We start from the raw sequence: 15,306 nt of genomic DNA on the forward strand, positions 1-15,306 counted from the left end.
CTCGCCGCACCGGCCGAAAGCCCAAGTACATCCAGTACGAGGACTTCCGGCCGGCACACCGAGAGCACGCACCGGGCGCCGCTCCTTGACGGGCAAACGTTGCCTGCCGCGGCACTAGACGTCCCCGCGGGCCCGGGAGGCGCCGTGCCCGCGAGGTGCGGATCACAGGGCGCGGACCCGGCCGGTGAGGGTTCGCCGGCTCCGTCGGACAGGACGTGACGGGTGTCTCACGCCCTGAGACCGTGACACGCGTTACTTACGGGTTTCCCGCCCCCCTCCGAACGCTACTCTCCGCCGAAGAGGCATACACAAGCAGCGTGTTAAGGGAGTCTGAGTGGCTGGGAAGCTCGCCGTCATCGGAGCCGGACTCATGGGGTCCGGTATTGCCCAGGTCTCCGCGCAGGCGGGCTGGGACGTCGTTCTGCGCGATGTCACCGACGAGGCGCTGAACCGCGGCCTCGACGGCATCAAGGCCTCGTACGACAAGTTCGTGAGCAAGGGCAAGCTGGAGGCCGCCGACGCGGACGCGGCCCTCGCGCGCATCACGGCGACCACCGACCTGGACGCCGCCGCCGACGCGGACATCGTCGTCGAGGCGGTCTTCGAGAAGCTCGAGGTCAAGCACGAGATCTTCCAGGCCCTGGACAAGATCGTCCGCCCCGACACCGTGCTCGCCTCCAACACCTCCGCGATCCCGATCACCAAGATCGCGGCGGCCACGGAGCGACCGGAGCGGGTCGTCGGCGTGCACTTCTTCTCGCCGGTGCCGATGATGCAGCTCGTCGAACTGGTCCGCGGTTACAAGACCAGCGACGAAACGCTCGCCGCCGCGCGCGAGTTCAGCGAGTCCGTCGGCAAGACCTGCATCGTCGTCAACCGCGACGTCGCCGGTTTCGTGACCACCCGTCTCATCTCGGCCCTCGTCGTCGAGGCGACGAAGCTGTACGAGTCGGGCGTGGCCACCGCCGAGGACATCGACCTCGCCTGCCGGCTGGGCTTCGGCCACGCCATGGGCCCCCTGGCCACCGCCGACCTCACGGGCGTCGACATCCTGCTGCACGCCACCGGCAACATCTACACCGAGACCCAGGACGAGAAGTTCGCCCCGCCGGAGCTGATGCGCCGGATGGTTGACGCCGGTGACATCGGGCGCAAGAGCGGGCAGGGCTTCTACAAGCACTGAACGATCATGCGGCGACCGGGACACCGGTCGCCGCATGTGCCACGGACGCCGCGCACGCCTCTCGGATGTCACTCCATGAGGTGAATTCGGTATCGGTTCGCTTACAGACGGCAACCTCCGGGGCTCTCAGGCAGTCAGACCATGCACAACATGCAGACGCGAAGACGCGGAAACAGAACCACGCGGAGTTACGAGACGCATTCTCGGGGAGCGCATATGTACATCAGGGGCGACCACGCCGAGCTGGTCGTCGGGGGCCGCCTCGACGTACGCAGCGCGGCGGACGCCCGCACGGTCCTGCACACGGCCGTCGACGACGGAGCCGGCGACCTGGTGCTCGACCTGTCCGAGCTGGACTCCTGGGACGCCACCGGGCTCGGGGTCATCATGGGGGCCCACCGGCGTGCCGGGCGGTGCGGCCGACGGCTCGTACTGCGGGACGTACCACCGCAGATGCAGCGCCTGCTGGTGGCCACCCGGCTGCACCGGATCCTGGCGATCGAGGGTGGTATCGGGGTCGAGTCCCTGCCCCGGGTGTGACCTGAGCGCGCCCCTGCCGCTCCGCGTGCGCGACCGCGTACGCGTCCCGACCGGTGCGCCGGTCCGCACCCCGTGCACAATCCTCACGAAGCCGTGACGGTTCGGACGGCGCGGTACCCCGCCTGTTCGTAGATACTGTGCGAAGGTTTAGGGTTCGGCTGCCCGCCGACCGAAACCCTACGAGCGGGTACCGGACCAGAAGCGACAGAGCGGTGTGCAGCCAGGCCGGGAGGGCATCGGCACACGACGCTTTTGGGGGGCTTGGAACATGGACCCGATCAACCGGGGATCCGGCGCGTACGGCCATGAGGACGACGGTCAGGCGACTCGCCCGCGCCCGGCGCGCGACCCGCTCGCGACGGACCTCGGACAGCACAAGCCCGCACTCGTCCGCACGGTCAGGCTCGTCACGGGCGAGTTCGCGCTCACCGTGAACCCCGTCGACGGCAGCGAGCTGGAGAACTGCCCGCCGCACGAACGCCCGCGCCCGCCGGCCAAGCGCGGCGCCGCCGAACGCGCCGAACTGGCCCGCACGGCCCAGCCGCCCGTTCCGCCCGGCCCGGCACAGCCCCGGCTGCCGCTCCTGGAACGCCACGAGGAGCGCGAGCGGATCGTCCGCCTTCTCGCACGCGGCCGCTCGGTACGGCTCACCGGCCCCTCGGGATCGGGCCGCACCGTCCTGCTGGACGCCGTCGGCGAAGACTGCGCGGACCTCGCCCCCGACGGTGTCGTCCGTCTCTCCGGCCACGGACGTACCGCGAGCGACGTGCTGCACGACCTCTTCGCCGTCGTCTACGAAGCCCCCCTGCACCGCCCGGACCACGACGAACTGCTCCGGCTCGTCCGCGAGATCGGCGCGGTCGTCGTCCTCGACGACGCGGAGATCGGCGGCAGCGCCCTCGACGTGCTGCTCGACGCCACCCCCGAGTGCGCCTTCGTCATCGCCGCCACCCCCGACATACCGGCCCCGTCCGCCCGCGCCCAGCTCGACGAGGTCCTCCTCGGCGGCCTCGACCGCAGCGGCGGTCTCGAACTGCTGGAGCGCGCCGTCGGACGCGTCCTGACCGAGGACGAGTCGAACTGGGCGGGCGACCTCTGGTTCGAGTCCGAGGGGCTGCCCCTGCGCTTCATCCAGGCCGGGGCACTGCTGCGCCAGCGCGACCGGATGCAGGCGAGCGAAGAGGCCTTCGACGACTACGGCGTCTTCCAGGAAGCCCCGGCCGACGCGGCCTTCGAGGCCCGCGACGGCGCCGACGTGCCGCTGCCCTCCCTCGCCGAGGGCGCCGCGCCCGCCGCGCTGCTCGCCTCCCGGCTCAGCGAGTCGGCGCGCGCCACCCTGCGCTTCGCCGTCGCGCTCGGCGGCGAGGTGCCCCACCAGGCCCATCTGCCGGCGCTCGTGGGCGACACCCACGCCGACGCCGCGCTAGCCGAACTCGCGGCCTCCGCGCTGGTCTCCCCGGTCGGCACCCGCTACCGGCTCGCCGCCGGTGTGCAGGCCCAGCTCGAGGCCTCCGGCTACGCGGACACCCTCCAGGAGAGCGCGCTGGCCGCCGCCCGCCACTACACCTGGTGGGCCGGGCACCCCTCGGTCACCCCGGAGCGGGTCTGCGCCGAGGCCGACGCGGTGCTCGCCGCCCTGGCCGTGCTCGTCCCCGTCACCACCGTCCCGCGGGACGACGAGGAGGAGAGCGACTCCGTCCGGCTCGCCCGCACGGCCGCGCCCGCCTTCGAGGCCGGGCTGCACTGGAGCGCCTGGGAGCGCGTCCTGCGTCTCGGCGTCGAAGCCTCCGAGCTCGCCGACGACCTGGGCGAACAGGCCTACTTCCACCACGAGCTGGGTGTCCTCGCGCTGTGCGGCCTCCAGCTCGACCGGGCCCGCGCCGAGCTGGAGGCCTCGGTCGCCATGCGCGGCGAACTCGCCGACAAGCGCGGTATCACCGCCGGCCGCCGCGCCCTCGCGCTGGTCGCCGACCGCTCCGGAACCCCGCAGATCACCGGCGGGGGCACCCCGTCGGGCGAAGAGGTGCCCGACGCGCGTCACGACGAGTCGATGTCGCCCCCCGGCGGCGTACCGGCCGCCTCCCCGCGCACCGACCCGTCGGACGACACCATCACGGTGCTCGCCCACCCGGGCGGCCAAGGCTTCCTCGCGGCCAAGCCGCGGAGCGTCGCGGGCCGGCTCGTCAGCGGCACCCGGCGCAACCTGGTGGCCGCGGGCGCGGGCGCGCTCCTCGTGGCCGTCCTCGGGACCGTGGTGACCCTCGGCGCGACCTCGGACCACCCCGACGGCACCCCGTCCGAGAAGGTCGGCGTCAACCCGTCGGCCACCCAGGACGCCCAGGACGACAGCCTGGGGGCGGACACTCCGAAGAAGGGCGACGACTCCTCTTCCCCCACCGTGGCCAAGCCCACCGACCCGGGCCCCGACGGCACGTACGGCACCTCGGACGACCCGACACCGACGGCCACGGCGACCCGGCAGCCGTCCGCCGACCCGAGCGGTACGCGCACGAGCAAGCCGTCGAAGTCGCCGTCGTCGACGCCGACGAAGCCGCCCACGCACCGGCCGTCCCCGTCCCCCACGAGGACCGGGAACCCCTCGCCGTCGACGTCCTCCACGAAGTCGGCGAGCCCATCGGCGTCCACGTCGCCGTCGGCCAGCACGTCGACGACCCCGGCCACCTCCGACTCCGCGAGCGGCCCGGTGCCGACCTCGTCGAGCGGCACGGTGATCTGACAGCGGGGTCCGGACGTACGGCCGGACCCCGAGGGAAGCGCGAGAGGGCCGGATCCGACAACGGACCCGGCCCTCTGTGTCGTATACGAACCCGAGGGGTTCAGAACAGCCGCAGTTTGTCGTCCTCGATGCCGCGCAGGGCGTTGTAGTCCAGGACCGCGCAGCCGATGCCGCGGTCGGTGGCGAGGACGCGGGCCTGCGGCTTGATCTCCTGGGCGGCGAAGATGCCGCGGACCGGCGCGAGGTGCGGGTCGCGGTTCAACAGCTCCAGATAGCGCGTGAGTTGCTCCACGCCGTCGATCTCGCCGCGCCGCTTGATCTCCACGGCGACGGTCTGCCCCGCGGCGTCCCGGCACAGGATGTCGACCGGGCCGATGGCCGTCATGTACTCGCGGCGGATGAGCGAGTAGCCCTCGCCGAGGGTGTCGATGCGGTCGGCGAGCAGCTCCTGGAGGTGCGCTTCCACGCCGTCCTTGATCAGGCCGGGGTCCACGCCGAGTTCGTGCGAGGAGTCGTGGAGGATCTCCTCCATCGTGATGATGAGCTTCTCGCCCGCCTTGTTGATGACGGTCCAGACGCCTTCGTCGTCGCCGGACCCCTCCTTCAGTGTGCAGGGCGGCGACATCCAGTTGAGGGGCTTGTAGGCCCGGTCGTCCGCGTGGATCGAGACGCTGCCGTCCGCCTTCACGAGGATCAGGCGGGGCGCCGACGGGAGATGGGCGGTGAGCCGGCCCGCGTAGTCCACGGAACAGCGGGCAATGACGAGACGCATGGTCGGCAACGCTACTCGACCGGCGGCGGTGCACGCGATTCCCGTACCCGTCCCGTACCCGCCTCCCGCGCCCGGCCCCGAGGCGGAACCGGCGGTTCGCACCCTTTGTCCCACGGGTCGGCACCGCCCGGCCCGGACAGCGTTTTCGCGGGTCACCCCATTGATCCTGAAGATTCCCTGTTCCGCCGTGGCCGATTGTCGGCCTACCGGGTGTTCGCTATGTGCCCATTCTCCTGGTGCCGTTACCTGCCGATGCTTACCGTATGAACGGGAGGTCGCGGTACATGTACTCAGCGTGTTCGATACTGCGGTCCCCATCCCTGTCCGGCAACCCCCGAGGTGTGGGGGTGCGAGAGGAGTACCCATGTCGCTCGACGTCTCACCGGCCCTACTCCAACAGGCCGAGCGAGGCGAGGTCGATGAAGCAGAATTCGTCGACTGCGTCCGGACCTCCCTGCCCTACGCGTGGGAGATGATCAGCTCCCTGGTGGCCCAGCTGAAGGTGGACGGCGGCACGTTCGCCGACAACCAGACGCCCCCGCCGGACGAGCAGGCACGTGGCCAGCTGCTGCGTGCGCTCGCGAGTGACGCGATACGCGGCGCGCTGCAGCGGCACTTCGGAGTGCGGCTGGCCTTCCAGAACTGCCACCGGGTGGCGGTGTTCCCACTGGACGACTCGGTGGACGACACACTGGCACGCTTCACCTCGGTCCGCAGTCAGTTGCTCAACCAGTCCCCGGAGTTCAGGGACTGCTGACGCACTGATGCCGCACTGCTTGCCGCTCCGTACGCGGGAGGTGCATTGGTACTGGGGCGGCAAGCTCCCCGCATGTCCGGCCCGTCGGGGCCGGACCCCGTGCGCTCACCTGAGCTGGGGCAGCACCTCGGCCCCGAGCCGCCGTACGTTCTCCTCGGTCGCCGCCAGGTCGCCCGAACCCTCGACGAGCAGCGCGAAGCGCCCGATGCCGGTCCGCTCGGAGGTCGCCGCGAGCCGGTCGGCGCACAGCCGCGGCGTGCCCACCGGGTGCAGTCCGCAGAGCAGTTCGGTGTACGCCACCGGGTCCCGCATCGAGCGGAGGCGGCCGTCGACCGTCACATGGGCGTCCAGCCCCTGCCTCAGCCAGCCCGGCATGGCCTTGACGAGCGTCTCGACGGCGTCGGTCCGGCGGTCCGCGATCTGGCAGACGCCGGCGGAGACATGGGCGGCGGGGAGGATCTCGTCCGACGGGCGGCCCGCCGCGCGCGCGTGGCGCCGCCACAGCGCGACCATTTCGGCCTTCTCCTCGTCCCCGACGTGCATGCCCAGGAGCATCGGCAGTCCACGCTCGGCGGCGAGCCGCACGCTCGCGGGCGAGGTGCACGCCACGACGACCTCGGGGCCCGGAGCTCCGCTCAGCGCCTCCGACGGGCGTGGTACGACGGGGACTTCACGGAACGAGAACCGCTCGGAGGTGCCGGCGACCGTTGGCTCGCGCAGCCAGCGGATCAGCAGATCGAGTGACTCCGGGAACCCGTGTTCGTATGCCGCGAGGCCTGCTCCGAAGACCTCCAGGTCGACCCAGGGGCCGCCGCGGCCGACCCCCAGCGAGAACCGCCCGCCGGACGTCAGGTGCAGCAGGGCGGCCTGTTCGCCGAGCGCCACGGGGTGCGCGGTGGGCAGCACGCTGACCGCCGTGCCGATCCGGATCCGGTCGGTGCGGCCGAGCAGATACGCGGCGAGTGTGACGGCCGACGGGCATGTCCCGTACGGCACGAAGTGGTGTTCGGCCAGCCAGACCGCGTCGAGCCCGGCCTCCTCGGCGACCTCGGCGGACCGCACCGCGCGGTGCAGGGCCTCTCCCTGGCCCTGTCCAGGGAACTGGGCGGCGAGTACAAAACTTCCAACGTGCATCGAACTTCCTGCTTCCTCGGCTCCGACACGGAGCTCCCCCACCCGGCATAACCGCCTGACACGTGCCGAAGACACGGCCTTGCGGGGAGATTTGCGGATTGTCTGGGAATTGGGCTGTCCGAAGACCTTCCGAGGACGGTCCGAAGGGGGATCTGTGCGGGTTGGCGGAGTACGCGTACCCGTGTGTGTCCCGCGTAGGCTGGGGTTGGCCCCTGCTCCCTGTATAGCTCCGTGAGGTGTCCCTTGTCCCCGCGTCGCAACCGTCCGAAGGATGCCGGCTCGTCCGGCGGCAGCCCCGAGGAGGACTCGTCGGACCGTTACGGCGGCTGGCAGTCCACGGAGAGCTGGCAGGGCGACGAGTGGAGCGTGCGTCATGTGGCGGGCGCGAGCGCGCAGGGCAAGACCTACCGCTGCCCCGGCTGCGACCAGTTGATCCCCTCCGGGGTGCCGCACGTGGTGGCCTGGCCGGAGCACTCGGGCGTCGACGAGCGGCGGCACTGGCACAAGGCCTGCTGGAACGCGAAGGACCGCCGCACCTCGCGGGTGCAGCGGTCCCGTAACGCGCCCAGGTTCTAGGCGACTTCGGCCCCTCCGGCCTCAAACGGCGGGACGGGCGCGGTCGTCAGACGTCGCGGCGCTCCAGGAGGACGAAGGCGGCGACGATGGCCGCCGCCGTGACCCCGGCGAGCAGGCCGAGCTGGGCGGCGCCGTTGCCGCTCTCGTTGTCCAGCCGGAAGACCCGGGCCAGCGAGCTGATGGCGGCGTACTCCTGCATCTTCTCGCCGATCGTCCGCAGGGTCTCGGACATCATCAGGAACGCGGGCAGGATCGAGGGCAGCAGCACGACACCGAGCATCGTGGTGATCGCGCCCGCCGAGTGGCGCAGCATCGAACCCACGGCGAGCGAGAGCATGCCGAGCAGCGAGACGTACAGCGCGCCCATGAAGACGGTGCCGACCCACGGGATGTCGGAGCCGCCGCTGTGCAGGCTCGCGGTGAACAGGCCGATGAGCCCGATCGCGAACGCCGAGACGGTGAACGCGACCGCGAAGAAGATGATCAGCTTGGCGGCGAGCACCCGGTGCCGCTGCGGCGAGGCCGTGAACGTCGTACGGATCATGCCCGTGCCGTACTCGGAGGAGACCACCAGGACGCCCAGCGTGATCAGGCAGAGCTGGCCGAGCAGCAGTCCGATGAACGCGGGGACCGTGAACGGGACGTCCCCGAAGTCCTCGTCCGTGGTCTGCACGGCGACCAGGAAGCCGATGCCGATCACCAGGAGCAGGAAGGTGCCGAGCGTCCACATCGTGGAGCGCACCGACTTGATCTTCGTCCACTCGGAGTGGAGCGCGTGCCCGAGGTGGGTGCGGGTGACGGGGATCGGCGAGGTGTACGACGTGCCGGGCGCCGCCTGCCAGGCGGGGGCAGCGGCGGCCTGCTGCGGCATCGGGGGCTGGGGCGTGCTCATCGGGCGTCCTCGGGCTTGGTCAGGTCGGCGGCGGGCGCGGTCGTGGGCGCGGCCTCGGGCGCGGGCGCCGGAGCGGGCGCGGCGGCGGGCGCGGCGGCGGGCGCCGGGGGGCTCGCGGGAGCCTGGGCGTACGGGTTGGCGTCCGGGGCGCCGGGGGCGGCCGGAGCGCCGTACGGGCCGGGAGCACCGGCGGCGGGGGCCGCGGGGGCGCCGTAGGGACTGGCCTGCGGCATGGCGAAGGGCTGCCCGCCCTGCTGGGGCGGCAGCGGCGCGTACCAGCCGGGCTGGCCCTGGCCCGCCACCGGCATCTGCGGCGGCGGCATGGCCCCCGGCGGCAGCGGCTGCTGGAGCCCGGCCTTCTGGTCGGCGGTCGAGCGGTAGTCGACGGCGCCCTGCGTCATCCGCATGTACGCCTCCTCCAGCGAGGCCTGGTGCGGAGACAGCTCCCACAGGCGGACGTCGGCGGAGTGCGCGAGGTCGCTGATGCGGGGGAGCGGCAGGCCGGTGACGCGCAGCGCGCCGTCCTGCTCGGGCAGCACCTGGCCGCCGGCCTCGGTCAGCGCGGCGGTCAGCTTCTCGCGCTGCTGCGGCTCGGTGTCGGGGGTGCGCACCCGGGCGAAGTCGGCCGAGTTGTGGGAGATGAACTCCTTGATGCTCTGGTCGGCGAGGAGCTGGCCGCGGCCGATCACGATGAGGTGGTCGGCGGTCAGCGCCATCTCGCTCATGAGGTGAGAGGAGACGAAGACCGTACGGCCTTCCGCGGCGAGGGACTTCATCAGGTTGCGCACCCAGAGGATGCCCTCGGGGTCGAGGCCGTTGACCGGCTCGTCGAAGAGCAGCACCTGGGGGTCGCCGAGGAGCGCGGCGGCGATGCCGAGGCGCTGGCCCATACCGAGGGAGAAGCCCTTGGAGCGCTTCCTCGCCACGTCCTGGAGGCCGACGACGCCGAGCACCTCGTCCACACGGCGGGCCGGGATGCCCGAGAGCTGCGCCAGACTCAGCAGGTGGTTGCGGGCGCTCCGGCCGCCGTGGACGGCCTTGGCGTCGAGGAGCGCGCCGACCTGGCGGGGCGCGTTCGGCAGCCTGCGGTAGGGGAAGCCGCCGATCGTCACCTGACCGGAGGTCGGATTGTCGAGGCCGAGGATCATGCGCATCGTCGTCGACTTGCCCGAGCCGTTGGGCCCGAGGAAGCCGGTGACCGCACCCGGCCGGACCTGGAAGGAAAGGTTGTACACGGCTGTCTTGGCGCCGTAGCGCTTCGTCAGGCCGACTGCCTCGATCATTCTCCGCACCCATCGAAAGGTTCAGGACGTCGGGGCGCACGCCCCCGTAAGGGTTAGGAGGATATCCGGGCCCCGGCGGTTCCACTCAAGGGCAGGTAAAGTCCCGCCCATCGGCCGGTGAAAGATCCAGGAGAGCGCGAAGTTTCGTACCGGTGTTCTGTCAGGTACCCGTCTCTCCTGGCAGGGAGGGGAAAGCGAATTCACGCCGGCCCCTCCGGCAGGGAAATCTCAGGAGCGGTCCGGCAGGGAATCGTCCAGCGGCGGAAGATCGTCGTACAGCCGCAGCTCGGCCGATTCGTCGAGGTAGGGCAGGAAGTCGGTCTGCGGCAGCACCCAGCCCTCCTCGCCGAAGATCAGCGTGCCCGCCTCGCGCAGCGACCGGTCGGCACCCGCGCGGCGCACCCACGAAGCCGGGTCGGGCCCGAGCAGGTCGCGCAGGCGCCCGGAGCCCGCCAGCAGGGCCGCGAGCAGCTCGGACTGGTCGCCGCCGCCGGGGCGGGGCCGCCCGGTCTCCGGCTCGGCGAGCACGCCGTGCGCGCTGAAGTAGATGTACGCGCCGCCGAGCCGTTCCCCGGAGGGCATCGTCATCGTGAACGCGCCGCCGGGGAGTATCGCCCGCCGGTAGTCGGGGAACTCGGTGTCGTCGACGGCCTTGAGCTGCGTCGAGTCCAGCCAGGTCACCACGAGCGTCGTCTCCGCGTCCGGGTCCACGTACGGCGTCCCGGCCACGTAACCCGCCGGACTGATGTGTCCCGAGCAGCCCACGCCGATCCCGCGCACCCGCACCGGAACCATCGGCACCGTCGCCGGGATGCCCAGCCGGGTCAGCTTGTGGGCGACCTGCCCGGGGGAGGCGTTCGAACCGACGGCGATGACCGGGTGGCGCAGTCCCGTACCCACCTGCCCCAGGTCGGCGAGGGCCTCGTCCAGCCGCTGCTGCGCCTGGCGCTCCTCCACGTACCACTCGCCCAGCCGCAGCGGCCGCACGTCGAGCTGGAGCAGCTCGCCGCCGGTCAGCAGGGACGGCTCGGTGGTGGGCCGGCCCGGATAGGTGAGGGGCTTCTTCGCGGGCACGTCGCTCAGGCCCAGCGCCTCGAGGCTTCGGTCCTTCGTCGTCACGGTGACGCCCTCCGGGGGTGGTGTCGCGCGCATGCGGGCACAGCCTTTCACGCGAGAGGAACCTGGGCCTTCATCCGAGGTCTACCCGGCGTGGGACCCGGTCTCCCCGGCTGGGCGTGGTTGGCCTGAACCGGCACCGGGAATGATGTCGCCCCTATTGTATGGGCGAGGGCGAAATCGGTTACGGGGGAAGCGAGTTGGGGCTCATGAGGCAAAGCCTGGGACGGCTGGGACGGACCGGCCGCGGACCGGCGCATCCGCGCTATCGCATGTCCGTTCGCTGGTGGATCGCCGGACGCACCGTCCACGCCCTGCTGCTGATGACCCTGGGCGCGCTGGCCGTCCTCTCGGTCGTCGTGGCGGCGGCCTGGACGCTGACCGAGGACTCGCCGCGTTCGATGGCGGACCGTTTCTCCGACGGGGAGCGGCTCCTGGACCTCAGCCTCGGCGTGCTGCGCGCCTGCGTCGGCACCGACAGCCTCGACCCCGAACCGGACAGCACCGCCCACCAGCTCCTCGCCACGCTCGCCTCCGTGACCGGCGCGCTGGTGCCGGCGGTGCTGCTGGGCATCGCCCTGATCAAGCTGTTCGCGCTGCGGCCCTTCGTCTGGCGGCGGCGGGCCAGCATCTCGCACGCCTGGACCGCCGACTTCCCGGGCTACTCGCGGCGGCACGCGGACAGCGACCACGCCATCATCGCCGTCCGCTTCTACAACCGCTTCGACAATCTGTCGGTCGTCGACCTGCGGGCCCGCGCCCATCTGCGCTATCTGGAGCACTCCCCGCACGACGGCAGTCTCGTCATCTACAAGCAGTGGCTGAAGGTCCTGGACGCGCAGGGCGAGCCGGCCGACGAGCGGAGCTGGCTCGCGGTCGAGCGGGGGGCGCCCTTCACGGTCTGGATACCGGTCGAGGCGCCGGTGGCCGAACTGCCGTTCGGCCGGATCCAGGGCAAGGACCTGTCCCGCTCGTCCGGGGTGAAACTCCTCGTCCGGCTGACCGCGCGGACCGTCGGGCTCGGCACCGAGGTCGCCGACGAACGCTGGTTCGACCTGGAGGCCGGGGACTTCGAACTCGGCCGCTTCGTGCCGCTCCAGCCGGACCTGGGCAAGGACGTGTGGCAGTGGGACGGCTGGCCCGACTTCGACGGCCTGATCCACCCCGGTCCGGACGGCGACGAGCCTCCCGGCCGCCCCGCGCCCGACCCTTCCTGAACGGCGTCCGTCCGACGCGTGCGCTCCTTTGCGGCGTCCGTCCCCGCGCCCCGCTTCTTGAGCGGCGTGCGTCTACGCGCCCCGCTTCTTGAGCCAGGTCCGCCTACGCGTCCCGCTTCTTGAGCAGCGCGTAGCCGCCGGCGAGGGCCACGGCCACCCACAGCACCATGATGCCGAGGCCGCCCCAGGGGCCGTAGGGCGTGTCGTCGATGGGTGTCACCACCCGCAGGATCCTGCTGCCGGCCTGGTCGGGGAGGTAGCGGCCGACCTTCTTGGTCGCGGAGACGGCGCCCAGGATGTTGGAGATCAGGAAGAAGAACGGCATGAGGATGCCGAGCGAGAGCATCGGGGAGCGCAGCATCGCCGCGACGCCCATCGAGAAGACGGCGATGAGCGTCATGTAGAGCCCCCCGCCGATCACCGCGCGCAGCACCCCCGGATCGCCGATCGACGTCCTGTGCGTGCCGAGCGCCGCCTGGCCCACGAAGAACGTGATGAAGCTGGTGATCATTCCGACGATCAGGGCGAGGCCGGCCGCCACCGCGACCTTGCTGAACAGGAACGTGCCGCGCTGGGGGACCGCCGCGAGCGAGGTGCGGATCATGCCGGTGCTGTACTCGTTGCCGACGACGAGCACCCCGAACACGATCATCGCGAGCTGCCCGAGGGTCATGCCCGCGAAGCTGATGAACGTCGGGTCGAACGTGAGCCGGTCCTGCGGGCTCATGTTGTCGAACTCGTTGTTGGAGAGGAGCGAGATGAGCAGGCCCAGCGCGATCGTCACGACCGCCGCGAGGCTCAGCGTCCACACCGTGGACGAAACGGAACGGATCTTGGTCCACTCGGACCTGAGGACCTGGGTGGCCGCCATCGTCAGCCCTTCCTCCAGTCGCCGCCCCATTGAGGGGCGGGGGGCGTGTCCGGCGGGCTCGACGTGAGCTCCCGCTCCGGCGTGTCGGTGGAGTGCGCGTGGTACTCCACCGATTCCGCGGTCAGCCGCATGAAGGCCTCCTCCAGCGAGGCCTGCTGAGGGCTCAGCTCGTGCAGCACGATCTGGTGCTGCGCGGCCAGTTCCCCGAGGTGCTCCGGTTTCCCGTCGTCCACCTCGAGCGCCCCGCCGCTCGTCCGGACGACCGTGATCCCCGCGCTCTTCAGCACGTCGAGCAGCCGCTCGCGCTGCGGGGAGCGGACCCGGACGTACGAGCGCGAGTTCTGCCGGATGAAGTCGGCCATCGAGGTGTCGGCGAGCAGTCTGCCCTGGCCGATGACGACGAGGTGCTCGGCGGTCAGCGCCATCTCGCTCATGAGGTGCGAGGACACGAAGACCGTACGGCCCTGGGACGCGAGGGATTTCATCAGATTGCGGATCCAGTGGATGCCCTCGGGGTCGAGGCCGTTGACCGGCTCGTCGAACATCAGGATCCGCGGGTCGCCCAGCAGCGCGCCCGCGATGCCGAGCCGCTGGCCCATGCCCAGGGAGAACCCCTTCGCCTTCTTCCGGGCCACCGCGGTGAGGCCGACGGTGTCGAGGACCTCGTGCACCCGCGCCTTCGGGATGCCGTTGCTCTGGGCGAGGCACAGGAGGTGGTTGAAGGCGCTGCGGCCACCGTGCATCGCCTTCGCGTCCAGCAGGGCGCCGATGTACTTCAGCGGGTCCTTGAGCCGGTCGTAGTGCTGTCCGTCGATCCGTACGTCGCCCGCGGTGGGACGGTCGAGCCCGAGCAGCATCCGCATCGTCGTGGACTTCCCGGCGCCGTTGGGGCCGAGGAAGCCGGTCACGATGCCCGGTCTGACGGTGCAGGTGAGGTTGTTGACCGCCACCTTCTCGCCGTACCGCTTCGTCAGCCCCTCGAGCTCGATCATGCGGCCACGCTAAGACCGCCCCCAGGGGCCTGCCACCTGACATGACAAGGCCCGCGCCCTCGGGAGAGGGAACGGGCCCTGGTGTCGTGCTGTGCGGTTACCGGGACTGCTGCGCCGGAACCCCGCGGGAGATCGGCTCGTCCTCGGCCGGACCGGTGGCGGCGGCCACCGCGGCGCCCGTGAGCGTCGCGAGCATCTCGCGGACGTTCGTGAGCTGCGCGTTGATCGAGTCGCGGCGGTTGGTGAGGGCGGCCAGCTCGCGCTCGGATTCCGAACGGATGCGGTCGGCCTTGGCGTTCGCGTCGGCCACGATGTCCTCGGCCTGGCGCTGAGCCGTCTCCACCGTCTGGCGGGCGCGGCGCTCGGCGTCCGTGCGCAGCTTCTCCGCCTCCAGACGGAGCTGCTCCGCGCGGTGCTCGATCTCCGCGAGACGCTTCTCGGCCTTGGCCTGACGCGAGGCCAGGTCGCGCTCGGACTGCTCGCGGCGCTTGGCGAGGTTCGTCTCGAAGTCGGCGGCGGCCTGGGCGGCCTTGGCGCGGGTCTCCTCGAAGAGGGCGTCCGCCTCCTCACGCTTGGAAGCCGCGTCCTTCTGCGCCTCGGAACGGAGCTGGGAGGCTTCGCTCTTGGCCTTCTCGACGATCCGGACGCCCTCGTCCTCCGCCTTGGACTTGCGGTCCGCGGCGAACGACTCGGCGTCGTTGCGCACCTGCTGAGCGGCCGACTCGGCGAGCTCACGGTGCTGCTCGGACGCGCGACGGGCCTCCTCGCGCAGGTCCTTGGCCTCCTCCTCGGCGAGGCGGAGGATCTTCTCGACGCGGGCGCCCAGACCGGCGTACGACGGCTCGGCGTCGCTCACCTGGGCCTGGGCGTTCTGCGTTTCGAGATGGAGTTCCTCGATGCGCTTTTCGAGGGCGGTGATACGGGCCAGAGCGCTGTCACGGTCGGAGACGAGCTTCGAGATGCGTTCGTCCACCTGAGCGCGGTCGTATCCACGCCGCACAAGCTCGAAGCCGTAGGGGGAAGTGTCGCTCATGGGGTTCCTGTCGAATGAGACCGGTGAGGTGATAGGTGGAATCCTAGGGGGCAATGCGGTGTGTCATCGAGCGGATACGTGTTTGATCTGGAGAATGACACTCCTTTTGGGTGGCGGGCTGTCGGAAGGCTTGCCAGAACCTGTGACAAACCTCCCGGAAAGCACCTGAATCCGTGCTTCCCGCCAGGGCCTGTCCGCCGGAC

Annotated in this window: 14 protein-coding genes; 6 read left to right on the plus strand and 8 right to left on the minus strand. The window is 71.2% G+C overall.

The window, feature by feature from the left end; genetic code table 11:
* Positions 1–334 precede the first annotated feature (334 nt).
* The 3 genes from ACWEBX_RS12055 (at position 335) to ACWEBX_RS12065 (ending at position 4,460) form a co-directional block, all read left to right on the plus strand.
* Positions 335–1,183: a 3-hydroxyacyl-CoA dehydrogenase family protein gene (locus tag ACWEBX_RS12055; RefSeq protein WP_361683328.1), complete on the plus strand. Its 849-nt coding sequence runs from the start codon at positions 335–337 to the stop codon at positions 1,181–1,183.
* 216 nt (positions 1,184–1,399) lie between these two features.
* Entirely contained in the window at positions 1,400–1,723 is a 324-nt protein-coding gene (locus tag ACWEBX_RS12060; RefSeq protein WP_355760442.1) for an STAS domain-containing protein, read from the plus strand.
* Between the two features lie 268 nt (positions 1,724–1,991).
* The gene (locus tag ACWEBX_RS12065; RefSeq protein WP_451884763.1) at positions 1,992–4,460 is read left to right on the plus strand and encodes an ATP-binding protein; all 2,469 of its coding nucleotides are present in this window, start codon (positions 1,992–1,994) and stop codon (positions 4,458–4,460) included.
* 100 nt (positions 4,461–4,560) lie between these two features.
* Here the strand turns inward: ACWEBX_RS12065 and nucS are convergent, their stop codons facing one another.
* Positions 4,561–5,232 carry an endonuclease NucS gene (gene nucS, locus ACWEBX_RS12070; RefSeq protein ID WP_451884764.1) on the minus strand — a complete coding sequence of 224 codons (672 nt, stop codon included), beginning with the start codon at positions 5,230–5,232 and terminating at the stop codon, positions 4,561–4,563.
* 364 nt (positions 5,233–5,596) lie between these two features.
* Here nucS and ACWEBX_RS12075 point away from each other — a divergent pair, with 364 nt between their 5' ends.
* Complete coding sequence (locus ACWEBX_RS12075; RefSeq protein ID WP_103550954.1) at positions 5,597–5,989, plus strand: SCO5389 family protein; 393 nt, start codon at positions 5,597–5,599, stop codon at positions 5,987–5,989.
* Positions 5,990–6,094: 105 nt separating this feature from the next.
* On the opposite strand, the gene ACWEBX_RS12080 is transcribed toward ACWEBX_RS12075, so the two are convergent.
* On the minus strand, positions 6,095–7,123 hold the full coding sequence (locus ACWEBX_RS12080) for an LLM class flavin-dependent oxidoreductase (protein WP_451884765.1): 1,029 nt from the start codon (positions 7,121–7,123) through the stop codon (positions 6,095–6,097).
* Positions 7,124–7,366: 243 nt separating this feature from the next.
* Between ACWEBX_RS12080 and ACWEBX_RS12085 the strand changes: the two genes are divergently transcribed.
* Complete coding sequence (locus ACWEBX_RS12085) at positions 7,367–7,699, plus strand: ATP/GTP-binding protein (RefSeq protein ID WP_355760430.1); 333 nt, start codon at positions 7,367–7,369, stop codon at positions 7,697–7,699.
* Positions 7,700–7,745: 46 nt separating this feature from the next.
* Here ACWEBX_RS12085 and ACWEBX_RS12090 read toward each other — a convergent pair whose 3' ends face one another.
* The 3 genes from ACWEBX_RS12090 to ACWEBX_RS12100 form a co-directional block, all read right to left on the minus strand.
* Positions 7,746–8,591 carry an ABC transporter permease subunit gene (locus tag ACWEBX_RS12090; protein WP_451884766.1) on the minus strand — a complete coding sequence of 282 codons (846 nt, stop codon included), beginning with the start codon at positions 8,589–8,591 and terminating at the stop codon, positions 7,746–7,748.
* Complete coding sequence (locus tag ACWEBX_RS12095) at positions 8,588–9,874, minus strand: ABC transporter ATP-binding protein (RefSeq protein ID WP_451884767.1); 1,287 nt, start codon at positions 9,872–9,874, stop codon at positions 8,588–8,590. Before ACWEBX_RS12095 ends, ACWEBX_RS12090 begins: the two co-directional genes overlap by 4 nt.
* Before the next feature lie 228 nt (positions 9,875–10,102).
* A complete protein-coding gene (locus tag ACWEBX_RS12100; protein WP_451884768.1) occupies positions 10,103–11,026 on the minus strand; it encodes a hypothetical protein in 924 nt (307 codons plus the stop codon).
* Between the two features lie 173 nt (positions 11,027–11,199).
* Here ACWEBX_RS12100 and ACWEBX_RS12105 point away from each other — a divergent pair, with 173 nt between their 5' ends.
* Positions 11,200–12,207 carry a hypothetical protein gene (locus ACWEBX_RS12105; RefSeq protein ID WP_451884769.1) on the plus strand — a complete coding sequence of 336 codons (1,008 nt, stop codon included), beginning with the start codon at positions 11,200–11,202 and terminating at the stop codon, positions 12,205–12,207.
* A 103-nt stretch (positions 12,208–12,310) separates the two neighbouring features.
* On the opposite strand, the gene ACWEBX_RS12110 is transcribed toward ACWEBX_RS12105, so the two are convergent.
* The 3 genes from ACWEBX_RS12110 to ACWEBX_RS12120 all read right to left on the minus strand — a co-directional run bounded on the left by ACWEBX_RS12110 (position 12,311) and on the right by ACWEBX_RS12120 (position 15,103).
* On the minus strand, positions 12,311–13,078 hold the full coding sequence (locus ACWEBX_RS12110; RefSeq protein ID WP_451884770.1) for an ABC transporter permease: 768 nt from the start codon (positions 13,076–13,078) through the stop codon (positions 12,311–12,313).
* A gap of 2 nt (positions 13,079–13,080) precedes the next feature.
* A complete protein-coding gene (locus tag ACWEBX_RS12115; RefSeq protein ID WP_451884771.1) occupies positions 13,081–14,070 on the minus strand; it encodes an ABC transporter ATP-binding protein in 990 nt (329 codons plus the stop codon).
* Positions 14,071–14,167: 97 nt separating this feature from the next.
* A complete protein-coding gene (locus tag ACWEBX_RS12120; protein WP_355760410.1) occupies positions 14,168–15,103 on the minus strand; it encodes a coiled-coil domain-containing protein in 936 nt (311 codons plus the stop codon).
* Between the last annotated feature and the right edge of the window lie 203 nt (positions 15,104–15,306).

The sequence above is a fragment of the Streptomyces sp. NPDC005070 genome, from assembly GCF_053600395.1.